We start from the raw sequence: 23,838 nt of genomic DNA on the forward strand, positions 1-23,838 counted from the left end.
CGGCTGGACTGGACACCGGGCCCCGACCGCCGCCCCGTGTCTAGACCGGCTGGATGTCCGGCGCCCCCAGTCGCGCCGCGTCCGCCGTCTGGTCGTCCGGCTGCCGCTGCGACTCGCGCTCCGCCTCCACCCGCTTCTCGTAGTGCTCGACCTCCTTGTCGACGTGTTCCCGCTCCCAGCCCAGCACCGGCGCCATCAGCTCGGCGACCTCCCGGGCACTGCGGGTGCCGCGGTCGAAGGTCTCGATGGAGATCCGGGTGCGCCGGGTCAGCACGTCGTCCAGGTGTCGGGCGCCCTCGTGCGAGGCGGCGTGGACGGCCTCCGCGCGGAGATAGTCCTCGGCGCCGCCCAGCGGCCGGCCGAGGCCGGGGTCGGCGGCGATGAGCTCCAGGAGCTCGTCGGCCAGCGAGCCGTACCGCCGCAGCAGGTGCTCCACGCGGGCGACGTGCAGGCCGGAACGCCGGGCGATGCGGGCGCGGGCGTTCCACAGTGCCGCGTAGCCCTCGGCGCCGGCCAGTGGGACGTCCTCGGTGCAGCACTCGGCGACCCGGCGGTCGAGGCCGTGCACCGCCTCGTCCACGGCGTCCTTGGCCATCACCCGGTAGGTGGTGTACTTGCCGCCCGCGACCACCACCAGGCCCGGCGCCGGATGCGCCACGGTGTGCTCGCGCGAGAGCTTGCTGGTGGCGTCCGACTCCCCGGCCAGCAGCGGGCGCAGCCCGGCGTACACGCCCTGGACGTCCTCGCGGCTCAGCGGCACCGCCAGGACGGAGTTGACGTGGTCCAGGAGGTAGTCGATGTCGGCGCTGGAGGCGGCCGGGTGCGCCTTGTCCAGGTCCCAGGGGGTGTCCGTGGTGCCGACGATCCAGTGCCGGCCCCAGGGGATCACGAACAGCACGCTCTTCTCGGTGCGCAGGATCAGCCCGGTGGTGGAGTGGATGCGGTCCTTGGGCACCACCAGGTGGATGCCCTTGGAGGCGCGGACGTGGAACTGTCCGCGTTCCCCGATCATCGCCTGGGTGTCGTCCGTCCACACCCCGGTGGCGTTGACCACCTGCCGGGCGCGGATCTCGAACTCGGCGCCCTCCTCCGCCGCCGGCGCCTCCAGGTCGCGCACCCGCACGCCGACCACCCGCTCGCCCTCGCGCAGAAAGCCGACGGCGCGGGTGCGGTTGGCGACCCGCGCGCCGTAGGAGGCGGCGGTGCGCACCAGGGTGGTGACGAAGCGCGCGTCGTCCATCTGGGCGTCGTAGTACTGCAGGGCGCCGACCAGGGCGTCCTTGCGCAGGCACGGGGCGACGCGCAGCGCGTGCCCGCGGGTGAGGTGGCGGTGGACCGGCAGGCCGCGGCCGTGGCCCGAGGAGACCGACATGACGTCGTAGAGCGCCACGCCGGAGCCCGCGTAGAGCCGCTCCCAGCCGCGGTGCTGGAGGGGGTAGAGGAACGGCACGGGCCGCACCAGGTGCGGGGCGAGCCGCTCCAGCAGCAGCCCGCGCTCCTTGAGCGCCTCCCGCACCAGCCCGAAGTCCAGCATCTCCAGATAGCGCAGCCCGCCGTGGATGAGCTTGCTGGAGCGGCTGGAGGTGCCCGCGGCCCAGTCCCGCGCCTCGACCAGACCGGTGGACAGCCCCCGGGTGGCCGCGTCCAGCGCGGTGCCCGCGCCGACCACCCCGCCACCCACGACCAGCACGTCCAGCTCCCGGTCCGCCAGCTGGGCCAGTGCCTCGGCACGCTCGGCCGGCCCCAGAGTCGGTGTCCTCATCGCTGCCTCCCGTTGCGGTGGCGGTGGGTGATCGGAGTCCCGTCCTCTTGTTGCTCTTGTTGCCGTCTTGTCGATTCTGACCGCGGGCCGGGCGGACAGCCAGCCTGTGCGGGCCGCACGGGTCCGACACCCGGCCCGACATCGACGCAATACTGAATACGAGTCATATTTCCGCTTAGTCTGCAATTGAGCCCTGTCATTGCGCCATCCGGAACGTCCCGGGAAGGACCGCACGACGCCATGCCCGCAGATCTCGCCGTCATCGGACTCGGCCACCTCGGCCTCCCGCTCGCCCAGGCCGCCACCGCCGCCGGCCTGCGCACCGTCGGCTTCGACCCCGACCCGGACGCCGTGGCCGAGCTGCGCGCCGGCAGACCCCCGGTCGAGGGCTCGCTGTCCGCCGCCGAGGTGCGCCGGATGGTCTCCCGGGACTTCCTGGCCACCACCGACCCCGCCGCGCTGGGCCGGGTGCGCACCGCGGCGATCTGCGCCCCGACCCCGCTCGGCGAGGACCGGGCACTGGACCTCACGGCGGTCGGCGAGGCGGCGCGCACCCTGGCCACCCGGCTCGGCCCGCACACCACCGTTCTCCTGGAGTCCACCGTCTACCCCGGAACGACCGAGGAATTCCTCCGGCCGCTGCTGGAGGAGGGCTCCGGGCTGCGCGCCGGGCGCGACTTCCACCTCGCCTACGCCCCCGGCCGGCTGGACCCCGGCAACCGGACGTACTCCCTCGCCAACACCCCCAAGGTGATCGGCGGCCTCACCCCCGCCTGCACCGAGGCCGCGGCCGCCTTCTACGGGCGCCTCGCGGAGAAGGTGGTGCGCGCCCGCGGCCCGCGCGAGGCCGAGACGGTGAAGGTGTTGGAGACCAACTACCGGCACGTCAACATCGCACTGGTGAACGAGATGGCGGTGTTCTGTCACGACCTGGGCATCGACCTGTGGGACGTGATCCGCTGCGCCGAGACCAAGCCCTTCGGCTTCCACGCCTTCCGCCCCGGCCCCGGAGTGGGTGGCCACGGCGTGCCGATCGACCCGAACTACCTCGCCTACCAGGGCCGCAGCCTGGGCTATCCGCTGCGCATGGTCGAGCTGGCGCAGGAGGTCAACGGGCGCATGCCGCGGTACGTCACCCAGCGCTGCGCGACCCTGCTCAACGAGCACGGGAAGTCCGCGCGCGGCGCCCGGGTGCTGCTGCTCGGCGTCAGCTACAAGGCGGACGTGGCCGACCAGGAGGGCTCCCCGGCCCGCGAGATCGCCTCCCGGCTGCTGGAGCTGGGCGCCCAGCTGAGCTACCACGACCCGCACGTCCCCCAGTGGCGGGTGCTCGGCCAGCCGGTGCCGCGGGCCGACTCGCTGTACGAGGCCGCGGCCGCCGCCGACCTCACGGTGCTGCTCCAGCCCCACCGCACCTACGACCTCCAGGGGCTGGCGGTCAAGGCACAGCTGCTGCTGGACACGCGCGGCGCGAGCCCGGCGGGCGCGGCACACCGACTGTGAACCGCGCGGTCGCCGATACCGCCGCGCCCCGCACACGCCGGCCGGCCCCCCGACCGTACGGCTCTCACGCCGTCGGCTGCCCCGCGCCGGGCCGCGGCGGGCCGCGGCGGGCCGGGCCGCTGAACGTCCGCGGTGGGCGGGCGCCGCTCGCCACCCGCCCACCGCGCGGGGGTCAGCCAGGCCCGTCCCCCGTCCCACCCGCCCTCTCGGCCTGGACCCGGGCCCTCCTGCGCCGTCTGCGGCCGAGTTGGAAGAGCACCGCCAGCACGATCAGCAGCAGTCCGCCCAGGACGATGATCACCGCGCCCGAGTCCACCTCGCGGACGTCGGCGGTGAAGCCGATCGGATCGCCCCAGGGGCGGCCGTCGACGGTGGTGTAGAGGCGGGCGGTCATCCGCACCGGGCCGTTGGCATGGGCGCGGACCTCCACCCGTACGGTGCGGCTGGCCGCCCGTGGCACCCGTACCGGCACCGAGCCGTTGTCGACGCTCAGTCGCTCGGGCCGGCCGGAGGTCACCCGCACCTCGACCCCGTCGATCGCCTGCTGGAGGCCGTTCTCCACGGTGACCGGGATGGTGGCGGAGTCGCCGGCCACCGTCACGGTGGACTTGGGCACCAGCCGCACCGACTCGGTGGAGGCGACCAGGAAGCCGGACAGGCCCTCCTCGTACGCACGGGCTCCCGCGCGGTCGCCGCGCCAGCCGGTGGAGACCGCGCGGGCGAGCGCGGCCCGCACCGCCTCGGTGGTGGCCTCGGCCTCGGACAGCACCTTGACCAGCGTGTGCAGCCGCCGCTCGTCCCGGGCGACCGACCGCAGATAGCGGGGCGTCAGCTCGGTGGCGCGCAGCGGGAGGGGATAGTCCGCCATCGGGCCCACGGCGCCGCCCGGGGTCGGATCCGCGAGCGCCGCGTCGAGCCGGGTCGGCTCCAGCCAGCCGGCCCGCTCCCCCTCCGTCAACGCCTCGGCGAGCGCCCGCGCGGGGGTGCCGGCGAGCTCGCGCGGGGGCACGACGACCAGTCCGCGCCGCGCGTTGGGCGCCTCCTCCACGGCCGTCAGGGTCTCGGCCATCAGCCGCTGCCGGGCGGGCACCCGCGCGGTGCGCCGGCCCAGCAGCCCCCGGAGGGTGGTGTCGAAGGTGAGCGCGGTGAGCGAGCCGCCGAGCGCGACCGGGGCGTCGTCGGTGGCGCCCCACGGGCTGGTCGGCGCGCCGGCCAGCCCCTCCCCCGAGGCGAGCACCGCGGGCAGACCGAGCCGCCGGGCCAACCCGGTGATCCGGTCGTCCAGCGCGCCGGCCACCGGCCAGCCCAGCCCGCCGCGCACCCGGACGTCCAGCTCGCCCTCGACCAGCGCCGCGCCCTGCCGCACGGACGGCCAGGACGACGCCGGCAGGGCGCCGTCGTTGTGGGCGAGCGAGGCCAGGTCCAGGTCGGCGTAGGGCAGCACCACCACCTCCCGCCCGCGCACCGCCTCCCGCAGCGCCACCAGCCACTCGTCCGCCGCCTGGCCGCCCTCGCCGGCCCGGCTGTCCCGTGGGTCGGTGGTGTCCGGCGTACGGGCGACCCGGTAGCCGTCGACCATGGCGCGCGCCTGGGCGATCAGATCGGGGTCGACGACCCAGGTGACGGGCTTGCCGGCGCCGGTCTCCACCAGCCTCCGCAGCCGTCCGCCCGGCCCGAGCGAGGCGGCCAGCGCGTCGTCCCGGAAGACCGGCTCGGCGCGCTCGCCGGTGCCCAGCGCCAGGGCCTGCATGTGCGGGACGTCGGTGAGCGGCCACAGCACGGTGGTGCGCAGCGGCAGCGCCTCCGGCGCGTCCCCCGGATACCAGGGCAGAAACGTGCGGGCCAGGCCGCGTACGGTCCCCTCGCCGTCGGTCAGCGTCACCGTCAGGGCGTATGCGCCGGGCGTCTCCAAGCCCAGCTCGTCCACCGGCAGGGTGAGCCGGAACCGGGCCTCGTCCCGGTCCCGGAGGGTGCGGACCCGCGCGGTGTGCCCGGCGACCTCCTCCCCGTCGGCCTCCGTCAGCTCACCTCGGGCGGCCACGGCTTCCAGGTCGCCGCGGGTGCCCAGCGCCCCCGCCGTCCCGATGCGCACCCCCACGTGCGCATCGGTCACGTCCCGGTCCGAGGAGTTGGCGAGCGTGCCGCCGACGGTGAGCTCCCCACCCTCGCGCGGCACGGCGGGGGTGACGGCGTCGAGCCCGAGCGCCACCGGATAGTCCGCCCGCGCGGACGCCGACAGGTGCGGGGCCCACGGCGCGTGCGCCGCCTCGACCAGCAGCGACGCGAGGCCGAGCAGCGCGGCGCAGACCACCACCCGCGCGTACCCCGCGCCACCCCGGCCCACCGCCACCACCTCGCCGCCCGCGCGCCCTTTCGCTCCGTACGCAACGAGCATGGCCAGTCGGAGAGCGCGACGCGCGCCGACTACGTCAAACGCGGCGTGTACGGGCGCCAGGCGCGTGATCTCTCAAGGTCTCCCGAGGTCTCGCGCGGCGACGGCACGGCCCCCTCCGAGCGGAGAACAGCGCCCGCCCCCGCCCGAACCCGCTGGCCCCTCCCGCCGCGACGGCGAGAACCGCCGCGGCGGAGCTGCGGTTCGGCAGCGCCCGGACGGGGCGCGGGGCCGCGGTTCGACGCGGCTGCCGCCGCGTGGGCGCGACCAGCCCCGACGGGCCGCAGATGATCGACGGCCCATCACGACACTCCCCGCCGGGCGCTCAGCCGCCGGGCGTCACCGCACGGAGGCGATCCCCGCCGTCCGCGCGTGCGCGTCCAGGACGGTCCGCAGGGCGGCGAAGTTCTCCACACAGCGGCCGGTGCCGACGGCCACGCAGTCGAGCGGGTCGTCGGCGATCAGCACCGGGATGTCCAGCTCGCGGCTGAGCCGCGAGTCCAGGCCCCGGAGCAGGGCGCCGCCGCCGGTCAGCACGATGCCGCGGTCCATGATGTCGCCGGAGAGCTCCGGCGGGGTCTCGTCCAGGGTGGCGCGCACCGCCGCCACGATGGCGTCGACCGGCTCGGTCAGCGCGTGCCGGACCTCGTCGGCGGTGAGTTCGAGCAGCTTGGGCAGCCCGCTGACGTGGTCACGGCCGCGCACCGTGCACCGCTCCGGCGGCTTGAGCGCCTGCGTCTGCTCCGAGTCGCCTTCGCCGTCGCCCTTGGGCAGCTCGATGTGCTTGGTCCCGGACTTGCTCGCCAGCCCGGCGGCGAGCCAGGAGGCGGTGGGCGCGGCCGAGCCGATGTTCATCTTGATTTCCTCGGCGGTGCGTTCGCCGATGGCCATCGCGTACTGCTTCTTGACGTACGTCATGATGGCGGCGTCCATGGCGTCGCCGGCGGTGCGCACGGAGCGGGCGGTGACGATGCCGCCCAGCGAGATGACGGCGACTTCGGTGGTGCCGCCGCCGATGTCCACGACCATGCAGCCGGTGGGCTCGCTGACGGGCAGTCCGGCGCCGATGGCGGCGGCCATCGGCTCCTCGATGAGATGCACCTGGCGGGCGCCGGCCTGGGTGGCGGCCTCGATGACCGCGCGGCGCTCGACACCGGTGATGCCGGAGGGTACGCAGACCACGACGCGGGGCCGCGCGAACAGCCGATTCCCCGTCACCTTCTTGATGAAGTGCCGCAACATGCGCTCGGCGATTTCGAAGTCCGCTATGACGCCGTCGCGTAGCGGACGGACCGCCACGATATTCGACGGCGTGCGGCCTATGGTTTCCTTCGCGTCGAAGCCGACGGACAGGACACTGCCGTCAATCGCGTCGACCGCCACGACGGACGGCTCGTTGAGCACCACCCCCTTCCCTCGCACATACACCAGCGTGTTCGCGGTGCCGAGGTCGATGCCCATGTCTCGTCCGGTGAACGACTTACTTTGCGCCATAAGTTGACATTATCTCTTATGCCCGATTCTTATCCATCGCCTACCCGTGGCCCTCGGTCACGGATCCATTCGACCGCTGCTAGCGTGCGTTCATGATCATGTCCGCGACGCGGACCCGCCGCGGAATCGCGGCAGGCGCGGCAGCCGCACTCCTCGGCGCTCTGGTGTTCGGCTTCTTCCAGGGTAAGGCCGGCGACCGCGGACCGGAGCTCGGCTACTGGGCCCTGTGCATCGGGCTGTTGGTCGGCGCCGCCCTCGGCAAGCCGGGCAATCAGGACCCGTTGCCGGCGGACCCGTTCGGCGAGACGAGGTAATGGCCCGGAACGACATCACCTTCTACGGCGTTGCAGGGGCAGAGGGTTTCCTCGCCGCCAAGCGGATCGCCGAATAGGACAGCCGAACAGAGCGCCCGAATCCGCATATTGCGGACGGTCAGTCACCGGACGTGTATCCGTCCGGTCCCAGGCATGTCACGGACGCCGAATCGACTTGTCTGGTTGTCATGGCCTCCTGTTACGTTGTGGCTCTGTTTTCCGCCGCGCTCCAAGAAGATGCACATCCCCGGAGTGCGGTTCCATCACCTTCATCCCCGGGGGATTTCGTCATGAGCCAGAACTGGCAGCAGCCTGGGCAGCCGCCGCAGCAGCCCCAGCCCGGCTACGGCTACCCGCAGCAGCCCACCGCTCCCCAGCCCCAGTACGGCGCTCCCCAGCCGCAGTACGGCGGCGGCTTCCCGCCGCCCCCGCCGCCGGCCGGCCGCCAGGGCAACGCGGGCCTCGCCATCGGCGCCGCCGTGGTCGCCGCCCTGGTGGGCGGGCTCCTGTACGCGTTCCTGCTGAGCGCCTTCGCCGACACCGACGGCAAGGCCGAGCCCGAGATCACGCAGTTCGCTTACGCAGGTGTCCTGGTCGGCGCCCTCGTCGGCGCGGCAGTCGGCAAGTTCGGCGGCCGCAACACGGGCCTGTGGGTGGTCGGCGCGGTTCTGGCCTTCGTCGGCGTCTTCATCGGCGAGCTGTTTGGCTACGCGATGATCCTGAGCGACTTCCTGGGCAACTTCGAGACACAGCTTGGCGCCGCCGGCAAGGAAGTGCCCTCCTCGACCGAGATCTTCTTCGAGCACTTCAACTCGCCTGTGTTCGGCGGCCCGGGCGACGAGGGCCTCTTCCACCTCTGGAAGGAAGACGCCGACGCCATCACCTGGATCTTCATGGCCCTGGCTCCGGTGGCCTCCTTCGGCGCCGCCAAGAAGCTCGCGGGCTGATAGCGCGACTCACACAACGAGGGCCTCGACCGCGGCGCGGTCGAGGCCCTCGTGCATGCATTACGCGCTTGCCAGATCGCAAGCGAGCTCTGCGTGACGCTCCTTGACGCCGAGGTCCTTGAGGTCGATCCGGCACAGCATCTTCGGTATACCCCCGCCCGGCTCACCCTTCTTACAGGCCAACCGCACCTTGGACTTCACGACGTAACCGTGATTCCGCAGGAACCCCTCACAGTCATTGGTATTGGCCTGCGCCGGAGAAGCCAGCGTCAGCATCCCTCCGACCAGCGCAGCAGTACCCACGAACCCGGCGAGCACCCTCTTCATACGGACCCCCGTACATCACACGGGACCAAGCCCCGCACCCTCCAAGATCAACTCGCGAGACCGTACAGACACCCCACTCCGCACACCAGTACGCACGTCGAAAACCGGCCACAACAGCCGAAGGGTCCCGACCAGCCACTGGTCGGGACCCTTCACACAAAACCGTCCGTCAGGACGTCACCGCTGGTCGTGCTGCGACGGCGCCACCGTCACCTCGACCCGCTGGAACTCCTTCAGGTCGCTGTAGCCGGTGGTGGCCATGGCGCGGCGCAGGGCGCCGAAGAAGTTCATGGAGCCGTCCGGGGTGTGGGAGGGGCCGAGGAGGATCTCCTCCGTCGTGCCGACCGCACCCAGGTTCATCCGCTTGCCGCGCGGCACGTCCTCGTGGACGGCCTCCATGCCCCAGTGGTGGCCGCGGCCCGGCGCGTCGGTGGCGCGGGCGAGCGGGGAGCCCATCATGACCGCGTCGGCACCGCAGGCGATCGCCTTGGGCAGGTCGCCGGACCAGCCCACGCCGCCGTCGGCGATGACGTGGACGTAGCGGCCGCCGGACTCGTCCAGGTAGTCGCGACGGGCCGCGGCGACGTCCGCCACCGCCGTCGCCATCGGGACCTGGATGCCCAGGACGTTACGGGTGGTGTGCGCGGCGCCGCCGCCGAAGCCGACCAGGACGCCGGCCGCGCCGGTGCGCATCAGGTGCAGGGCCGCGGTGTAGGTGGCGCAGCCGCCGACGATCACCGGGACGTCGAGCTCGTAGATGAACTGCTTCAGGTTGAGCGGCTCGGCGGCGCCCGAGACGTGCTCGGCCGAGACCGTGGTGCCGCGGATGACGAAGATGTCCACGCCCGCGTCGACGACGGCCTTGGAGAACTGCGCGGTGCGCTGCGGGGAGAGCGCGGCGGCGGTGACGACGCCCGCGTCGCGCACCTCCTTGATCCGCTGCCCGATCAGCTCTTCCTTGATCGGCTCGGCGTAGAGCTCCTGCATCCGGCGGGTCGCGGTGCGCTCGTCCAGCTCGGCGATCTCCGCGAGCAGCGGCTCCGGGTCCTCGTACCGGGTCCACAGGCCCTCGAGGTTCAGCACCCCGAGGCCGCCCAGCTCGCCGATGCGGATCGCGGTCTGCGGCGAGACGACGGAGTCCATGGGGGCGGCGAGGAAGGGCAGCTCGAAGCGGTAGGCGTCAATCTGCCAGGCGATCGAGACCTCCTTCGGGTCCCGGGTACGACGACTCGGCACGACGGCGATGTCGTCGAACGCGTACGCCCTGCGGCCGCGCTTGCCGCGCCCGATCTCGATCTCAGTCACGTTGTGGCCTTTCCCTCTACGTATGCCGTTCCAGTATCCCCGACACGCGTCCGCGACACGGCGGAGCCCGCGGCCTGGCGGTCGCGGGCTCCCTCAAACGCCTTGCGCACTCCTACCGGCGGGAGTAGTTCGGCGCCTCCACCGTCATCTGGATGTCGTGCGGGTGGCTCTCCTTGAGCCCGGCCGCGGTGATCCGCACGAAGCGGCCCTTCTCCTTCAGCTCCGGGACGGTGGCCGAGCCGACGTAGCCCATGGAGGCGCGCAGGCCGCCGATGAGCTGGTGGGCGACGGAGCCCAGCGGGCCGCGGTAGGGCACCTGGCCCTCGATGCCCTCGGGCACCAGCTTGTCCTCGGAGAGGACGTTGTCCTGGAAGTAGCGGTCCTTCGAGAAGGAGCGGGCCTGGCCGCGCGACTGCATCGCGCCCAGCGAGCCCATGCCCCGGTAGGACTTGAACTGCTTGCCGTTGATGAAGACCATCTCGCCCGGAGTCTCCTCACAGCCGGCGAGCAGGCTGCCCAGCATGACCGTGTCGGCGCCGGCGGCGATCGCCTTGGCGATGTCGCCGGAGTACTGGAGGCCGCCGTCGCCGATCAGCGGCACGCCGGCCGCGGAGCACGCCTGCGCCGCCTCGTAGATCGCCGTCACCTGCGGCACGCCGATGCCGGCGACCACGCGGGTAGTGCAGATCGAGCCCGGGCCGACGCCGACCTTGACACCGTCCACGCCGGCGTCGATCAGCGCCTGGGCGCCGTCGCGGGTGGCGACGTTGCCGCCGACCACATCGACGTTGATGTTGGACTTGACCTTGGCGATCATGTCGAGGATGCCCCGGCTGTGGCCGTGCGCGCTGTCCACGACGAGGAAGTCGGCCCCGGCCTCGACCAGCGCCTGGGCGCGGTCGTACGCCTCGTCGCCGACGCCCACCGCGGCGCCCACGATCAGTCGGCCGCCGGCGTCCTTCGCCGCGTTCGGGTACTTCTCGGCCTTGACGAAGTCCTTGACCGTGATCAGGCCCTTGAGCACGCCGGAGTCGTCGACCAGCGGCAGCTTCTCGATCTTGTGGCGACGGAGCAGCTGCATCGCCTCCTCGCCGGAGATCCCGACCTTGCCGGTGACCAGCGGCATCGGGGTCATGACCTCGCGGACCTGGCGGCCCCGGTCCAGCTCGAAGGCCATGTCGCGGTTGGTGACGATGCCCAGCAGCTTGCCGGTCTCGTCGGTCACCGGGACGCCGCTGATGCGGAACTTCGCGCACAGCGCGTCCGCCTCGTGCAGCGTGGCGTCCGGGCGCACCGTGATCGGGTCGCTGACCATGCCGGACTCGGACCGCTTGACCAGGTCCACCTGGTTGGCCTGGTCCTCGATGGACAGGTTGCGGTGCAGCACGCCCACGCCGCCCTGCCGGGCCATGGCGATGGCCATCCGGGCCTCGGTGACCTTGTCCATGGCGGCGGACAGCAGCGGGATGTTGACCCGCACGTTGCGGGTGACCTTGGACGAGGTGTCGACCGCGTTCGGCAGCACCTCGGAGGCGCCCGGCAGCAGCAGCACATCGTCGTACGTCAGCCCGAGCATCGCGAACTTCTCAGGCACTCCGTCGACGTTGTCAGTCATGACACCCTTCCCATGCTCTTGCCCCAGCGAGGACTCCCATGCTAACGGGCTTCTGTGGTGTCCCATTCCACGACCGCTGAGGGCCGCATCACTTGGAGGTTCGTACGGAACACCCGCACTCCACCGCCTTCACTACTGCTCCGCGAGCGCCCTGAGCCTGCTCAGCGCCCGGTGCTGGGCCACCCGCACCGCGCCCGGGGACATCCCCAGCATCTGCCCGGTCTCCTCGGCCGTCAGCCCGACCGCGACCCGCAGCAGCACCAGCTCGCGCTGGTTCTCCGGCAGGTTCGCCAGCAGCTTCCGGGCCCACTCGGCGTCGCTGCTCAGCAGCGCGCGCTCCTCCGGGCCCAGCGAGTCGTCCGGCTGCTCCGGCATCTCGTCCGAGGGCACGGCGGTGGAGCCGGGGTGGCGCATGGCGGCCCGCTGCAGATCGGCGACCTTGTGCGCGGCGATGGCGACGACGAAGGCGTCGAAGGGGCGGCCGGTGTCGCGGTAGCGCGGCAGCGCGCACAGCACCGCCAGGCAGACCTCCTGCGCGAGATCGTCCACGAAGTGGCGGGCATCGCCCGGCAGCCGCGACAAGCGGGTGCGGCAGTAACGCTGGGCGAGCGGGTGAACGTGGGCGAGCAGATCGTGCATGGCACGCTCGTCGCCCTCGACGGCGCGTCGTACGAGGGCGCCGATGGCCTGGTTCTCCTCGTCGCGCATCGGTCCATGGTGCCTTGGCGCCACCCGGTCCACGGCACCGCCCTCGTAGTTGTGCACCGAACCGTTACGCGTCGGTGTTTTCGCACTCACGTCCCGTGCCTCCCCCTTTCGGGTATTCCCACCCCGCGCCCACGACTCCACCGATGGCCGGTGCACCGACACCGCTGACCGGTGCACCGATGGCTCGCGCCCGCGCCTTGGGGCACCTGAGGACACGGCCTGTCCGTCGTGAGGTCTCATCTGACCGAGCGAGGAGCCTCGGTCTCAGCCGGGGAGGAGTCACACCTCTAAGGATGCGGCATCCCGTGAGGTTTCGGCGTCCGGCGCCGGCGCGGTGCCGGCGCCGCACCGCGATCAGCGCACCAGACCCCAGCGGAAGCCCAGCGCCACCGCATGCGCCCGGTCCGAGGCGCCGAGCTTCTTGAACAGCCGCCTGGCGTGCGTTTTCACGGTGTCCTCGGAGAGGAAGAGCTCGCGCCCGATCTCCGCGTTCGACCGGCCGTGGCTCATCCCCTCCAGCACCTGGATCTCGCGCGCGGTGAGGGTGGGCGCCGCGCCCATCTCCGCCGAGCGCAGCCGGCGCGGGGCCAGCCGCCAGGTCGGGTCGGCCAGCGCCTGGGTCACGGTGGCGCGCAGCTCTGCCCGGGACGCGTCCTTGTGCAGATAGCCACGGGCGCCGGCGGCGACGGCGAGCGCCACCCCGTCCAGGTCCTCGGCGACCGTGAGCATGATGATCCGGGCGCCGGGGTCGGCGGACAGCAGTCGGCGCACGGTCTCGACGCCGCCGAGCCCGGGCATCCGTACGTCCATCAGAATGAGGTCCGAGCGGTCGGCGCCCCAGCGGCGGAGGACTTCCTCGCCGTTGGCCGCCGTCGTCACACGCTCGACGCCGGGCACGGTCGCGACCGCGCGGCGCAGCGCCTCTCGGGCAAGCGGGGAGTCGTCGCAGACGAGGACGGATGTCATGGCCGTCCTCCGCAGCTGATGCGCGTCACCTTGAGCCTCCAGGCTGGTACGTATCGTCACCTGAGCGATTGACCGCCTCGGACATCCGTCCGAGAGCTTTATTCATCAACCGCCTCCGCCCTCTCAACGACGGTCACCCGAAAGAGTTACGGGTTCGGCGGCCACCTTCGACACTCTACGTGAGGGCGCCGTCACGGAGCAGCTTCATCGCGCGGGCCGTCCCCTTCGGCCTTCATGCCCTGTTCGGTGGCATTTGGCGACTTTGCTTCCAATCTGACGCGATGTGTGGCTACATTCGCAATGAGTCATATTTTCATCTGCTTACACAGCAGATGTACGGTCATGAGCACTGCGTCCGCACGAGATCGCAACGAGGGGATACGAAGCAATGGCCGATTTCTCCCGCCTTCCCGGTCCCAACGCAGACCTGTGGGACTGGCAGCTCCTGGCCGCCTGCCGCGGGGTCGACAGTTCGCTGTTCTTCCATCCCGAAGGAGAGCGCGGCGCGGCCCGCAGCGCTCGCGAAGCGTCGGCCAAGGAGGTGTGCATGCGCTGCCCGGTGCGCGCGCAGTGCGCGGCCCACGCCCTGGCGGTGCGGGAGCCCTACGGCGTATGGGGCGGACTCACCGAGGACGAGCGTGAAGAGCTGATGGGGCGCGCACGCCACCGCGCCATCGCGGCCTCGGGCACCGCGGCGCACCACTGACGCTCCTGACGCCCCTGACGCCACCGACCCCGCCGCTACCGCCCCGGAGACCCCGCCCGTACCCGCACACCCGCACCCACGGCCGCCCGATCCGCGCCCGTCAGCGGCCACCCGTGCCCGGCCCCCGTATCCGACAGACCCGTCCCCAGCAACCCGCCAGCCGCGCCTCCGGCACCTCCGGCACCGGGCGCCGGCCGGTCGACCCGGCCCCCGCCCGGGACGGCCAGGGCACCCGTACAGCCGCGGCTCAGCGGTGGGGTGTGTCCGGCTCCCCGCGCGGGCGCGCCCCGTCACCAAGGCCCCGCGGCCGGCTGTGCCCTGCTCCGCCGCGCCGGCGCGACCCGTCGCAAAGGCCCCGCGGCCCGTCGACGGCCGTCACGGCACCGCGCGGGGAGCGCTCCGCCCGCCGGGTCAGCGGCGCGCCGCGTGCTCCAGTCGGTCCAGGGTCGCCACGACCGCCGGCACCCGGGCCAGGTCCGGCAGCGTCAGCGCCACCACCTCGCGCCGCACCACGGGCTCCACCTGGACGGTGACGGTCCCCTTCATCCGTACGGACTCCAGCGCCAGCTCGGGCAGCACCGCCACCCCGAGCCCCGCCGCCACCAGGCCGACCACCGCCGGCACGTCGTCCGTCGCGAAGTCGATGCGTGGGGTGAAGCCCGCGCTCTCGCAGATCTTCACCAGGTGGCGCCGGCAGCGCGGGCAGCCCGCGATCCACGGCTCGCTCTCCAGCTCGGCGAAGCCCACGGTGCCCGCCCCGGCCAGCCGGTGGCCCTCCGGGACGACGCCGACCAGTCGGTCGCCGAGCAGCGGGCGCACCGCCAGGTCGTCCCACTCGGCTTCCGCGGCCACCTCGGTTCCGGGGACCGCGCCGGGCAGCGTGGGGTAGCGGAAGGCCAGCGCCACCTCGCAGTCGCCCGCGCGGAGCATCTCCACCGAGCGCGGCGGCTCGGCCTCCACCAACGAGACCCGGGTGCCGGGGTGGGCCGCGCGCAGCTCGGCCAGCGCGGTGGGCACCAGGGTGGAGCTGCCGCTGGGGAAGGAGACCAGCCGCACCCGGCCGGCGCGCAGCCCCGCGATCGCCGCGACCTCCTCCTCGGCGGCGGTCAGCCCGGCGAGGATGCCGGTCGCATGCCGCACCAGCGCCTCGCCCGCCTCGGTCAGCCGCATCTCACGGCCGGTCCGGATGAGCAGCGGAGTGCCCGCGGACTGCTCCAGCGCCCGCATCTGCTGGCTGACGGCGGGCTGGGTGCAGCCCAGCTCGCGCGCGGCGGCCGAGAAGGAACCGGTGACGGCCACGGAGCGCAACACCCGCAGATGACGTGCCTCGATCATGCTTCGAGCATAAGCACCTCTTGGGGCGGAGCGGAAAATCCAGCTCGCCGCTTTGGCCCGGTTCGGACTAACGTGCGGGCATGCAGCTGCTTTCGGTGAACCTGGCCCACCCCCGCTCCCCCGACTACACCGACGCCGCCTTCACCGGCATCGACAAGCGTCCGGCGTCCGGCCCGGTGGCGGTCTCGCCCCCGGGGCCCAAGGGGGTCGCGGGCAGCGGGCTCGCGGGGGACGAGATCGGCGACCTGCGCCACCACGGCGGCGACGACCAGGCCGTCTACGCCTTCGCCCGCGAGGACCTGGACATCTGGGAGCGGGAGCTGGGGCGCGAGCTGCCGGGCGGCGTCTTCGGGGAGAACCTCACCACCGCCGGGCTGGACGTGAACGGCGCGCGGATCGGCGAGCGGTGGCGCGTCGGCCGGGAGCTGGTCCTGGAGGTCAGCTCGGCGCGCGTCCCGTGCCGCACCTTCGCCGGCTGGCTGGGCGAGCAGGGGTGGATCAAGCGGTTCACCGAGGCCGCCGCACCCGGCGCCTACCTGCGGGTGATCCAGCAGGGCGAGATCCGAGCCGGCGATCCGATCGAGATCGTGCACCGGCCGGAGCACGAGGTGACGGTCTCCTTCCTCTTCCGCGCCACCACCACCGAGCGCACGCTGCTGCCGCGCGTGCTGGCGGCCGGCGACGCGCTGCACCCCGAGGCGCGCCGCAAGGCGCTGGCCTACGTGGCCAAGCAGGGCTCCTGACCCCGCGTCACGTCGCCGGGCTTCCCGCGCCGGTGCCGCCCTAGGCCGATAGCGTGCGGGTATGACGACTGCACTGATTACGGGATCGACGGCCGGGATCGGCGCGGCCTTCGCGCGCCGGCTCGCGGCCGACGGGCACGACGTGGTGCTGGTGGCGCGGGACGAGAAGCGACTGCGCGAGCAGGCCGCCGAACTGCACGACCGGCACGGGGTCGAGGCGGAGGTGCTGCGCGCCGACCTGGCGGAGGACGCGGGGATCGAGGCGGTGGCCTCCCGACTGTCCGACCGCAGGCGCCCCGTCGACCTGCTCATCAACAACGCGGGGTTCGCGCTGCGCGGCCGCTTCCTGGAGGTGCCGGTCGCCGACGAGCTACGGATGATCAAGGTGCATGTCGAGGCGGTGCTCCGGCTCACCACCGCGGCCACCGACGCGATGCGGGAGCGTGGCCGCGGCGGCGTCATCAACGTCGCCTCCGTCGGGGCGTTCTTCCCGCGCGGGACGTACGGGGCCGGCAAGGCGTGGGTGGTGCAGTTCACCCAGGGGGCGGCGCGGGACCTGGCCGTCTCGGGGGTGCGGCTGATGGCCCTGTGCCCCGGCTTCGTGCGGACCGAGTTCCACCAGCGTGCGGGGGTGCCCACCGACAACGTCCCCGGCTGGATGTGGCTCGACGCGGACCGCGTGGTCGCCGCCGCCCTCAAGGACTTCGCCCGCGGCAAGTCCCTCTCCGTCCCCGACCCCCGCTACAAGGCCCTCATGGGGATCGCGAAGATAACGCCCCGCGCCGCGGTGTCCCGCATCTCCAACAACGCGGCGCGCCCCAAGAGGTGAGCCGTGCCGGCGGCGCCGCCGGGTGAGTGAACGCGCCCTGCATATGCCGGAGGGTTGCGCCCGGTTCGGCCCCGCCGAACACCACCGTCGGACGCCTCGCCGTCGGGGCGGAACGATGGCCCCCACCGGTGGAAGCCACGTCCCAGGACGCGAACCACGTCCCGCCGCGACGGCGAGCAACCCGATTGGCGCAGTCCGGCGGGGCCGAACCGCCCCCCGGCCACCGGCCGGAACGAACCCCTGGCCACCGGCCGGAAAAACGGGCTTGGCCCGGACCCCTCAGCGAGGGGTCCGGGCCAAGCCCGTTGCGTACGGTCCCTGACCGGGAGGTCAGTGCGCGTGGCCGTGACCGTGGCCGTGGCCACCGTCGGCCTCTTCCTCTTCCTTCTTCTCGACCACGAGGGTCTCGGTGGTGAGGAGGAGGGAGGCGATGGAGGCGGCGTTCTCCAGGGCGGAGCGGGTGACCTTGACCGGGTCGATGACGCCGGACTTCACCAGGTCGCCGTACTCACCGGTGGCGGCGTTGAAGCCCTCGCCCTTGTCGAGCTCGGCCACCTTGGAGGTGATGACGTAGCCCTCGAGGCCGGCGTTCTCGGCGATCCAGCGCAGCGGCTCGACGGCGGCGCGGCGGACCACGGCCACACCGGTGGCCTCGTCGCCGGACAGGCCGAGGTTGTCCTCCAGCACCTTGACGGCGTGCACGAGCGCGGAGCCACCGCCGGAGACGATGCCCTCCTCGATCGCGGCGCGGGTCGCGGAGATCGCGTCCTCCAGGCGGTGCTTCTTCTCCTTGAGCTCCACCTCGGTGGCGGCACCGACGCGGATCACGGAGACGCCGCCGGCCAGCTTGGCCAGGCGCTCCTGGAGCTTCTCGCGGTCCCAGTCGGAGTCCGTGGCCTCGATCTCGGCCTTGATCTGCGCGACGCGACCGGCCACGTCCTCGGCGTTGCCGGCACCGTCGACGACGGTGGTGTCGTCCTTGGTGACGGTCACGCGGCGGGCGCTGCCCAGCACGTCCAGGCCGACCTGGTCGAGCTTGAGGCCGACCTCCTCGGCGACGACGGTGCCGCCGGTGAGGGTGGCGATGTCGCCCAGGATCGCCTTGCGGCGGTCGCCGAAGCCCGGGGCCTTGACGGCCACCGCGTTGAAGGTGCCGCGGATCTTGTTGACGACCAGGGTGGAGAGCGCCTCGCCGTCCACGTCCTCGGCGATGATCAGCAGCGGCTTGGAGCCACCCGCCTGGATGACCTTCTCCAGCAGCGGCAGCAGGTCCTGGATGGCGGAGATCTTGCCCTGGTGGATCAGGATGTACGGGTCGTCCAGGACCGCCTCCAGGCGCTCCTGGTCGGTGACGAAGTACGGCGACAGGTAGCCCTTGTCGAAGGCCATGCCCTCGGTGAAGTCCAGCTCCAGGCCGAAGGTGTTGGACTCCTCGACCGTGATGACGCCGTCCTTGCCGACCTTGTCGATCGCCTCGGCGATCAGGTCGCCGACCTGCTTGTCCTGGGCGGACAGCGCGGCGACGGCGGCGATGTCGGACTTCTCGTCGATCGGGCGGGCGGTGGCCAGCAGGTCGTCGGAGACGGCCTTCACCGCGGCGTCGATGCCCTTCTTCAGGGCGGCCGGGGAGGCGCCGGCGGCGACGTTGCGCAGACCCTCGCGGACCAGCGCCTGGGCCAGCACGGTGGCGGTGGTGGTGCCGTCACCCGCGATGTCGTTGGTCTTGGTCGCCACCTCCTTCACGAGCTGGGCGCCCAGGTTCTCGTACGGGTCCTCGATCTCCACCTCACGGGCGATGGTGACGCCGTCGTTGGTGATGGTCGGGGCGCCGAACTTCTTGTCGATGACGACGTTGCGGCCCTTGGGGCCGATCGTCACCTTCACGGTGTCGGCAAGCTTGTTGACGCCACGCTCAAGGGCGCGACGGGCGTCTTCGTCGAACTTCAGGATCTTCGCCATGGGAGCTCTCAAGTCCTCTCGTTGCGATCCCAGGCCGCTTCGCCAGCGGCCACCATCGCGTGAAAAAAGAACTGCGCCCCCGCCCCGGCCGTGTCAGACGCGGGAACCAGGGGCGCAGTTCGAAGGCAAAACTCGGTGATTACTTCTCGACGATCGCGAGCACGTCGCGAGCCGAGAGGACGAGGTACTCCTCGCCGTTGTACTTCACCTCGGTGCCGCCGTACTTGCTGTAGAGCACGACGTCGCCGACCTTGACGTCGAGCTCGACGCGCTTGCCGTCCTCGAAGCGGCCCGGGCCGATGGCCAGGACGACGCCCTCCTGGGGCTTCTCCTTGGCGGTGTCCGGAATGACCAGGCCAGAGGCCGTGGTCTGCTCGGCGTCCAGCGGCTGGACCACGATGCGGTCCTCAAGCGGCTTGATGGCAACCTTGGAGCTGGCGGTCGTCACGATCCGACCTCCCCCTTCGGAGATCTCACGGGGTTAACTGTCTGAGGTGGCGACCAGGTGGATCCGTCGTCGCGGGTGCCGGACCTGCCCGTCGCTGTGTTGGCACTCCCCTGTGTGGAGTGCCAGCCCCGAGACTAGGACGCGGTTAGCACTCAGTCAACTAGAGTGCCAATCGCGGGGGCGCGCCCACCCCTTTCACACCACCCCCGACGCCCCCACACGCTGAGGGAACCGTGTGTACGCGGCCCGGGTTCCCGACCGGGAGAATGAGCGTGTGGATGTTGACGTCTTCGACCGACTGACCCGTTCGGATGAGGGGCAGGCGCTGCTGGCCGCGCTGCGCGACTTCGAGCCGAGGCAGGAGCTCGCGATCGCCACCCGGCTGCGCCGGGACCACCCGGCCGAGCTGGTGTCGGCGGCGTTGGAGCAGGCGCGGCTGCGGCAGCGGGCGGAGCCGAAGTTCGGCGCCGACGCCTATCGGATGTACTTCACCCCCCACGGTGTGGAGCAGTCGACGCGGGCGCGGGTGGCGAACTACCGCGCGGAGCGCCTCGCCGCCCTGGGCGTCGCCTCCGTGGCCGACCTGTGCTGCGGCATCGGCGGCGACGCGGTGGCGCTGGCCCGCGCGGGGATCGCGGTCCTCGCCGTCGACCGCGACCCGGCCACCTGCGCGGCCACCCGCGCCAACGCCGCGGCGCTGGGGCTGGAGTCGCTGATCGAGGTGGTCTGCGCCGATGTCGCCGAGATCGACACGACCCCGTACGACGCGGTCTTCGTCGACCCCGCGCGGCGCGGCGGCCGGGGCCGGATCTTCGACCCCGAGGCGTACTCCCCGCCGCTGTCCTGGGCCGTCGCCACGGCCCGCGCCGCGCGGTACGCCGCCCTCAAGATCGCACCCGGGGTGCCGCACGAGGCGATCCCGGACGAGGCCGAGGCGGAGTGGATCTCGGACGGCGGGGAGGTGAAGGAGGCGGTGCTGTGGTTCGGCACCGCGCCGGGCGCTCGGCGCGCGACCCTGCTGCCGCGCGGCGAGTCGCTGACCGGCCGGGGCCTGCCCGATCCCCCGGTCCGCCCGGTCGGCCGCTTCCTCTACGAGCCGGACGGCGCCGTCATCCGCGCCCATCTGGTGGCGGAGGTGGCCGAAGAGGTGGACGGCGGCCTGATCGACGAGACGATCGCGTACGTCACCTCCGACGAACTGCGCCCCACCGCGTACGCCACCGCCTACGAGATCACCGATGTGCTGCCGTTCAACGTCAAGCGACTGCGCGCGCTGCTGCGCGAGCGCGGGGTGGGCGTGGTGACGGTCAAGAAGCGGGGGTCTGCGGTGGAGCCGGAGGAGCTGCGCAAGAAGCTCAAGCTCGACGGGTCGCGCGGGGCGACGTCCTGCACGGTCTTCCTGACCCGGGTCGCCGGGCACCCGAGCATGCTGCTGGGGCACCCGGCCTGACCCGCCGCCTTCAGGCCACCACCTCAGGCCACCGCGCCGGGCACCTTGCCGGCGCCGCCGGGGGCCTCCGAAGGGTCGCCCGCGCGGGCGTCCGACCGGTCGCCCGTACGGCCCTCCGAAGGGTCGCCCGGACGGTCGCCCGACCGGTCGCCCGGACGGCCCTGCGGGCGGGGCTCCACGCGGTCGCCCCGGAGGAGGAGCCAGGCGACCAGCGCCGCCACCGCCAGGAGGGCGCCCGCCCAGAGGTAGGCCGTGGCGTAGCCGTCGACGAGACCGCGCGGGGTGGCGTCGTCGCCGGTGGTGTGGGAGGCGACCGTGGCGAGCACGGCCAGCCCCAGCGAGCCGCCGATCTGCCGGGAGCTGTTGATCAGACCGGAGGCCATGCCGGTCTCGGGCGCGGCGACCCCCGCGGTGGCGGCCGTGCCCATCGGCACCACGCACAGCCCGATCCCGACGCTGGCCGCCAGCGAGGGGCCGAGGACGGAGTCGGCGAAGCCGCCGTCGACGCCGACCGCGAGCCCGAACCAGACGAAGCCGGCCGCCCCCAGCAGTCCACCCGCCAGCAGCAGTGTCGCCGCGCCCAGCCGCGCCATCGCGCGGGTGGCGAGCAGCGAGCCGACCACCACGCCGGCGCTGAAGGGCAGGAAGGCGACGCCGGTGGCGATCTCGCCGTAGCCCAGGATCCGCTGCATGTAGAGCGAGGTGAAGTAGAAGGCGGCGAACTGGCCGGAGAAGAGCAGCAGGGTGAAGAGGTTGGCGGCCAGCACCGGGCGGAGCGTCAGCAGGCCCAGCCGCAGCAGCGGCTGGCGCACCCGCAGCTCGGCGACGGCGAACGCGGCCAGCAGCACCGCCGCCGCCCCCAGGGTGCCCACGGTCCACGCCGAGGCCCAGCCCTCGGTCTCGGTCCGCACCAGCCCCAGCACCAGCGCCGTCATGCCGGTGGTGACCAGCAGCGCCCCGGCGACGTCGAGTCGGGGCGCGGGCCCGTCACGCCGGTCGCGCGCCACCGAGCGGACGGCGGCCACGAGCGCGAAGGCCACGATCGGCACGTTGACCAGCAGCACGGCGCGCCAGCCGGTCCACTCGGTGAGCACCCCGCCCACCAGCACCCCGACCGCGCCGCCCGCGGCGCCGGCCATGCCCCACAGACCCAGCGCGCGGGACCGGGCCGGCCCGGCCGGGAAGGTGACGGTGATCAGCGCGAAGGCGACGGGCGCGAGCGCGGCGGCGCCCACCCCCTGCAGCGCCCGGGCGGCGACCAGGCCGCTCGCCGCATCCACCAGTCCGCCGACCAGGCTGGCTCCGCCGAAGATCACCAGCCCGCCGACCAGGGTGCGGCGACGGCCGATGATGTCCGCCAGCCGCCCGCCGAGCATCAGCAGCCCGCCGAAGGCGAGCGCGTAGGCGTTGACCACCCACAGCAGGCTCTCCTCGCTGAAGCCGAGGTCCGCGCGGATGTCGGGCAGCGCGACGTTCACCACCGACATGTCCAGCGCCACCATGAACTGCACGGTGAGCGCCACCGCCAGCAGCCAACGCGCCTGTTTCACCTGGTCGTTCACGGGTTTCGCATCCCCTCTCCGCCATTTGTGTACGCGTACACCAAGAAAGTGTACGCGTACACAAACGACAATGGGGCGGTGACGACGAAGACTGAGGGCGCGCCGGACAGGCGGCGAGGGCGAAGCGGGACGGGTGGCGCGGGCGCGACCGCGGGATCGGGCAGGTCGCCGGGCGGGCGGCCGGCGCGCCTGGAGCTGGAGACGATCGTCGACACCGCGCGCCGCATCCTCGAGACGGAGGGCGTCGAGGCCCTGAGCATGCGGCGGCTGGCCAAGGAGGTCGGCTCCACGCCGATGGCGCTCTACCGCCACGTCCGCGACAAGGACGAGCTGCTCGCCCGCGTGCTGTCCGGAACGGCCGCCGCGCTCCCCCGGCCCGAACTGCCCCGGGACCCGCGCGAGCGACTGCTCGCGGTCTGCCTGCACATGCACGACCTCCTCAAGGCGCAGCCGTGGGTGGTGCAGGTGCTCAGCCTCGGCGACCTCACCGACAAGGGCGCGCTGTGGATGACGGAGGAGATCATCGACACCTCGATGGCCTGCGGGCTGAGCGAGCGCGACGCGCTGCACGCCTACCGCACCATCTGGCACTACGTGCTCGGCACCCTGATCTACCAGGCCGCCGTGGCCCGCCGCGCCGAGGACCCCGAGCGGCACCGCGCCTACCTGGACATGCTCGCGGGGGTGGACCCGGCCGAGATGCCACGGATGGCCGCGCTCGGCGGCCGCTGGGAGGAGCTGGCCGCGTCCTACGACGTCGCGAGCGGGCTGCGGGCGGTGATCGCGGGACTGCTGGCACAGGGAGGGGCTCGGGCGCAGGGAGAGGCTCTGGCACCGGGAGAGGCTCTGGCACAGGGAGAGGCTCTGGCACCGGGAGAGGCTCTGGCACCGGGTGCCGACACACCGGCGCGAAAGGCCGCACCGAGAGGCCACCCGTAGTAGTTTCACTCCCCACCGAGAGCCAGCCAACCAGCTTTTCCTATGGGGCAGTTGAGGCCCCGGGATGGGGTGAACGTGTCGTTGGACGCGCGATGGTCCGGCCGTCGGACCGAATCCGATCCTCGTATGCGCCTCAACCACGCCGATGGGGTGACGGCGGGCGGCGGCTCGGAAGGGTTGGTGGTGTACCAGGACGACCTGGGACAGGTCGGCCACGAGGCCCACACGCTGCACACCCGGCTCAGGAAGGCCGGCGACGTCGCCCAGGGATCCGAGGGCGACGGCTCGACGGCGAAGGCGGCGGCGACGCTGACCTCGCACGGCTTCGCGATGGGCGGCGCCCTGACCACCACCGCCTTCGTGTGGCGGCGCCAGGTCGAGACCCTGCTTCAGGCGTGCGCCCACATCTCCAACCACCTGGACTACACGAAGCAGTCGACGGCGCGGGAGGACGCGAAGATCGCCGCCTCCCTTCGCTACCGCGACGGCAGCACCGAGCCCGTCTCCGAGATCCTCACCCACTTCCGATAAGGG

The 23,838-nt window shown here is 72.6% G+C and carries 21 protein-coding genes; 9 read left to right on the forward strand and 12 right to left on the reverse strand.

The genetic code is table 11. From position 1 onward, the window contains the following. Positions 1 to 40: 40 nt before the first annotated feature. Positions 41 to 1,762, reverse strand: a complete 1,722-nt coding sequence (locus tag LRS74_RS13125) for a glycerol-3-phosphate dehydrogenase/oxidase (protein WP_277741188.1) — start codon at positions 1,760 to 1,762, stop codon at positions 41 to 43. 240 nt (positions 1,763 to 2,002) lie between these two features. Here LRS74_RS13125 and LRS74_RS13130 point away from each other — a divergent pair, with 240 nt between their 5' ends. Continuing rightward, the gene (locus LRS74_RS13130) at positions 2,003 to 3,265 is read left to right on the forward strand and encodes a nucleotide sugar dehydrogenase (protein WP_277741189.1); all 1,263 of its coding nucleotides are present in this window, start codon (positions 2,003 to 2,005) and stop codon (positions 3,263 to 3,265) included. A 172-nt stretch (positions 3,266 to 3,437) separates the two neighbouring features. Here LRS74_RS13130 and LRS74_RS13135 read toward each other — a convergent pair whose 3' ends face one another. Continuing rightward, entirely contained in the window at positions 3,438 to 5,660 is a 2,223-nt protein-coding gene (locus tag LRS74_RS13135) for a DUF6049 family protein (protein WP_277741190.1), read from the reverse strand. A gap of 336 nt (positions 5,661 to 5,996) precedes the next feature. Further along, positions 5,997 to 7,151, reverse strand: coding sequence for a rod shape-determining protein (locus LRS74_RS13140; protein WP_277741191.1), 1,155 nt, complete (start codon positions 7,149 to 7,151; stop codon positions 5,997 to 5,999). 92 nt (positions 7,152 to 7,243) lie between these two features. Here LRS74_RS13140 and LRS74_RS13145 point away from each other — a divergent pair, with 92 nt between their 5' ends. Next, entirely contained in the window at positions 7,244 to 7,465 is a 222-nt protein-coding gene (locus LRS74_RS13145) for a hypothetical protein (RefSeq protein WP_277741192.1), read from the forward strand. A gap of 290 nt (positions 7,466 to 7,755) precedes the next feature. Then, positions 7,756 to 8,412 (forward strand): hypothetical protein, encoded by a 657-nt coding sequence (locus LRS74_RS13150; protein WP_277741193.1) that lies wholly within the window; start codon positions 7,756 to 7,758, stop codon positions 8,410 to 8,412. A 60-nt stretch (positions 8,413 to 8,472) separates the two neighbouring features. On the opposite strand, the gene LRS74_RS13155 is transcribed toward LRS74_RS13150, so the two are convergent. The 5 genes from LRS74_RS13155 to LRS74_RS13175 form a co-directional block, all read right to left on the reverse strand. Further along, a complete protein-coding gene (locus tag LRS74_RS13155; protein WP_277741194.1) occupies positions 8,473 to 8,739 on the reverse strand; it encodes a hypothetical protein in 267 nt (88 codons plus the stop codon). A 177-nt stretch (positions 8,740 to 8,916) separates the two neighbouring features. Continuing rightward, complete coding sequence (locus LRS74_RS13160; RefSeq protein ID WP_144381039.1) at positions 8,917 to 10,044, reverse strand: GuaB3 family IMP dehydrogenase-related protein; 1,128 nt, start codon at positions 10,042 to 10,044, stop codon at positions 8,917 to 8,919. Between the two features lie 112 nt (positions 10,045 to 10,156). Then, complete coding sequence (guaB, locus tag LRS74_RS13165; RefSeq protein WP_277741195.1) at positions 10,157 to 11,659, reverse strand: IMP dehydrogenase; 1,503 nt, start codon at positions 11,657 to 11,659, stop codon at positions 10,157 to 10,159. Between the two features lie 132 nt (positions 11,660 to 11,791). After that, the gene (locus LRS74_RS13170) at positions 11,792 to 12,367 is read right to left on the reverse strand and encodes a sigma-70 family RNA polymerase sigma factor (RefSeq protein ID WP_144381035.1); all 576 of its coding nucleotides are present in this window, start codon (positions 12,365 to 12,367) and stop codon (positions 11,792 to 11,794) included. A 354-nt stretch (positions 12,368 to 12,721) separates the two neighbouring features. Then, the gene (locus tag LRS74_RS13175) at positions 12,722 to 13,333 is read right to left on the reverse strand and encodes a response regulator transcription factor (protein WP_003948568.1); all 612 of its coding nucleotides are present in this window, start codon (positions 13,331 to 13,333) and stop codon (positions 12,722 to 12,724) included. 388 nt (positions 13,334 to 13,721) lie between these two features. Here LRS74_RS13175 and LRS74_RS13180 point away from each other — a divergent pair, with 388 nt between their 5' ends. Continuing rightward, entirely contained in the window at positions 13,722 to 14,039 is a 318-nt protein-coding gene (locus LRS74_RS13180) for a WhiB family transcriptional regulator (RefSeq protein ID WP_144381033.1), read from the forward strand. A gap of 411 nt (positions 14,040 to 14,450) precedes the next feature. Here LRS74_RS13180 and LRS74_RS13185 read toward each other — a convergent pair whose 3' ends face one another. After that, positions 14,451 to 15,374 (reverse strand): LysR family transcriptional regulator, encoded by a 924-nt coding sequence (locus LRS74_RS13185; protein ID WP_277741196.1) that lies wholly within the window; start codon positions 15,372 to 15,374, stop codon positions 14,451 to 14,453. Between the two features lie 80 nt (positions 15,375 to 15,454). On the opposite strand from LRS74_RS13185, the gene LRS74_RS13190 reads away from it, so the two are divergent. Then, positions 15,455 to 16,117, forward strand: coding sequence for an MOSC domain-containing protein (locus LRS74_RS13190; protein ID WP_277741197.1), 663 nt, complete (start codon positions 15,455 to 15,457; stop codon positions 16,115 to 16,117). 61 nt (positions 16,118 to 16,178) lie between these two features. After that, positions 16,179 to 16,946: an SDR family oxidoreductase gene (locus tag LRS74_RS13195; protein WP_277741198.1), complete on the forward strand. Its 768-nt coding sequence runs from the start codon at positions 16,179 to 16,181 to the stop codon at positions 16,944 to 16,946. A gap of 330 nt (positions 16,947 to 17,276) precedes the next feature. On the opposite strand, the gene groL is transcribed toward LRS74_RS13195, so the two are convergent. After that, positions 17,277 to 18,905, reverse strand: coding sequence for a chaperonin GroEL (gene groL / locus LRS74_RS13200; RefSeq protein ID WP_144381025.1), 1,629 nt, complete (start codon positions 18,903 to 18,905; stop codon positions 17,277 to 17,279). A 139-nt stretch (positions 18,906 to 19,044) separates the two neighbouring features. Further along, the gene (gene groES, locus LRS74_RS13205; protein ID WP_006130737.1) at positions 19,045 to 19,353 is read right to left on the reverse strand and encodes a co-chaperone GroES; all 309 of its coding nucleotides are present in this window, start codon (positions 19,351 to 19,353) and stop codon (positions 19,045 to 19,047) included. Positions 19,354 to 19,627: 274 nt separating this feature from the next. Between groES and LRS74_RS13210 the strand changes: the two genes are divergently transcribed. Then, positions 19,628 to 20,803: a class I SAM-dependent methyltransferase gene (locus LRS74_RS13210; protein ID WP_277741199.1), complete on the forward strand. Its 1,176-nt coding sequence runs from the start codon at positions 19,628 to 19,630 to the stop codon at positions 20,801 to 20,803. Positions 20,804 to 20,826: 23 nt separating this feature from the next. On the opposite strand, the gene LRS74_RS13215 is transcribed toward LRS74_RS13210, so the two are convergent. Next, complete coding sequence (locus LRS74_RS13215) at positions 20,827 to 22,305, reverse strand: MFS transporter (RefSeq protein ID WP_347178196.1); 1,479 nt, start codon at positions 22,303 to 22,305, stop codon at positions 20,827 to 20,829. 138 nt (positions 22,306 to 22,443) lie between these two features. On the opposite strand from LRS74_RS13215, the gene LRS74_RS13220 reads away from it, so the two are divergent. Together LRS74_RS13220 and LRS74_RS13225 are read left to right on the forward strand one after the other, a co-directional pair. After that, positions 22,444 to 23,304: a TetR/AcrR family transcriptional regulator gene (locus LRS74_RS13220; protein ID WP_277741201.1), complete on the forward strand. Its 861-nt coding sequence runs from the start codon at positions 22,444 to 22,446 to the stop codon at positions 23,302 to 23,304. Positions 23,305 to 23,430: 126 nt separating this feature from the next. Next, entirely contained in the window at positions 23,431 to 23,835 is a 405-nt protein-coding gene (locus LRS74_RS13225) for a hypothetical protein (RefSeq protein ID WP_277741202.1), read from the forward strand. The last annotated feature ends 3 nt before the right edge of the window (positions 23,836 to 23,838 follow it).

This window comes from Streptomyces sp. LX-29 (assembly GCF_029541745.1).
In the GTDB taxonomy this organism is placed as follows: Bacteria; Actinomycetota; Actinomycetes; order Streptomycetales; family Streptomycetaceae; genus Streptomyces.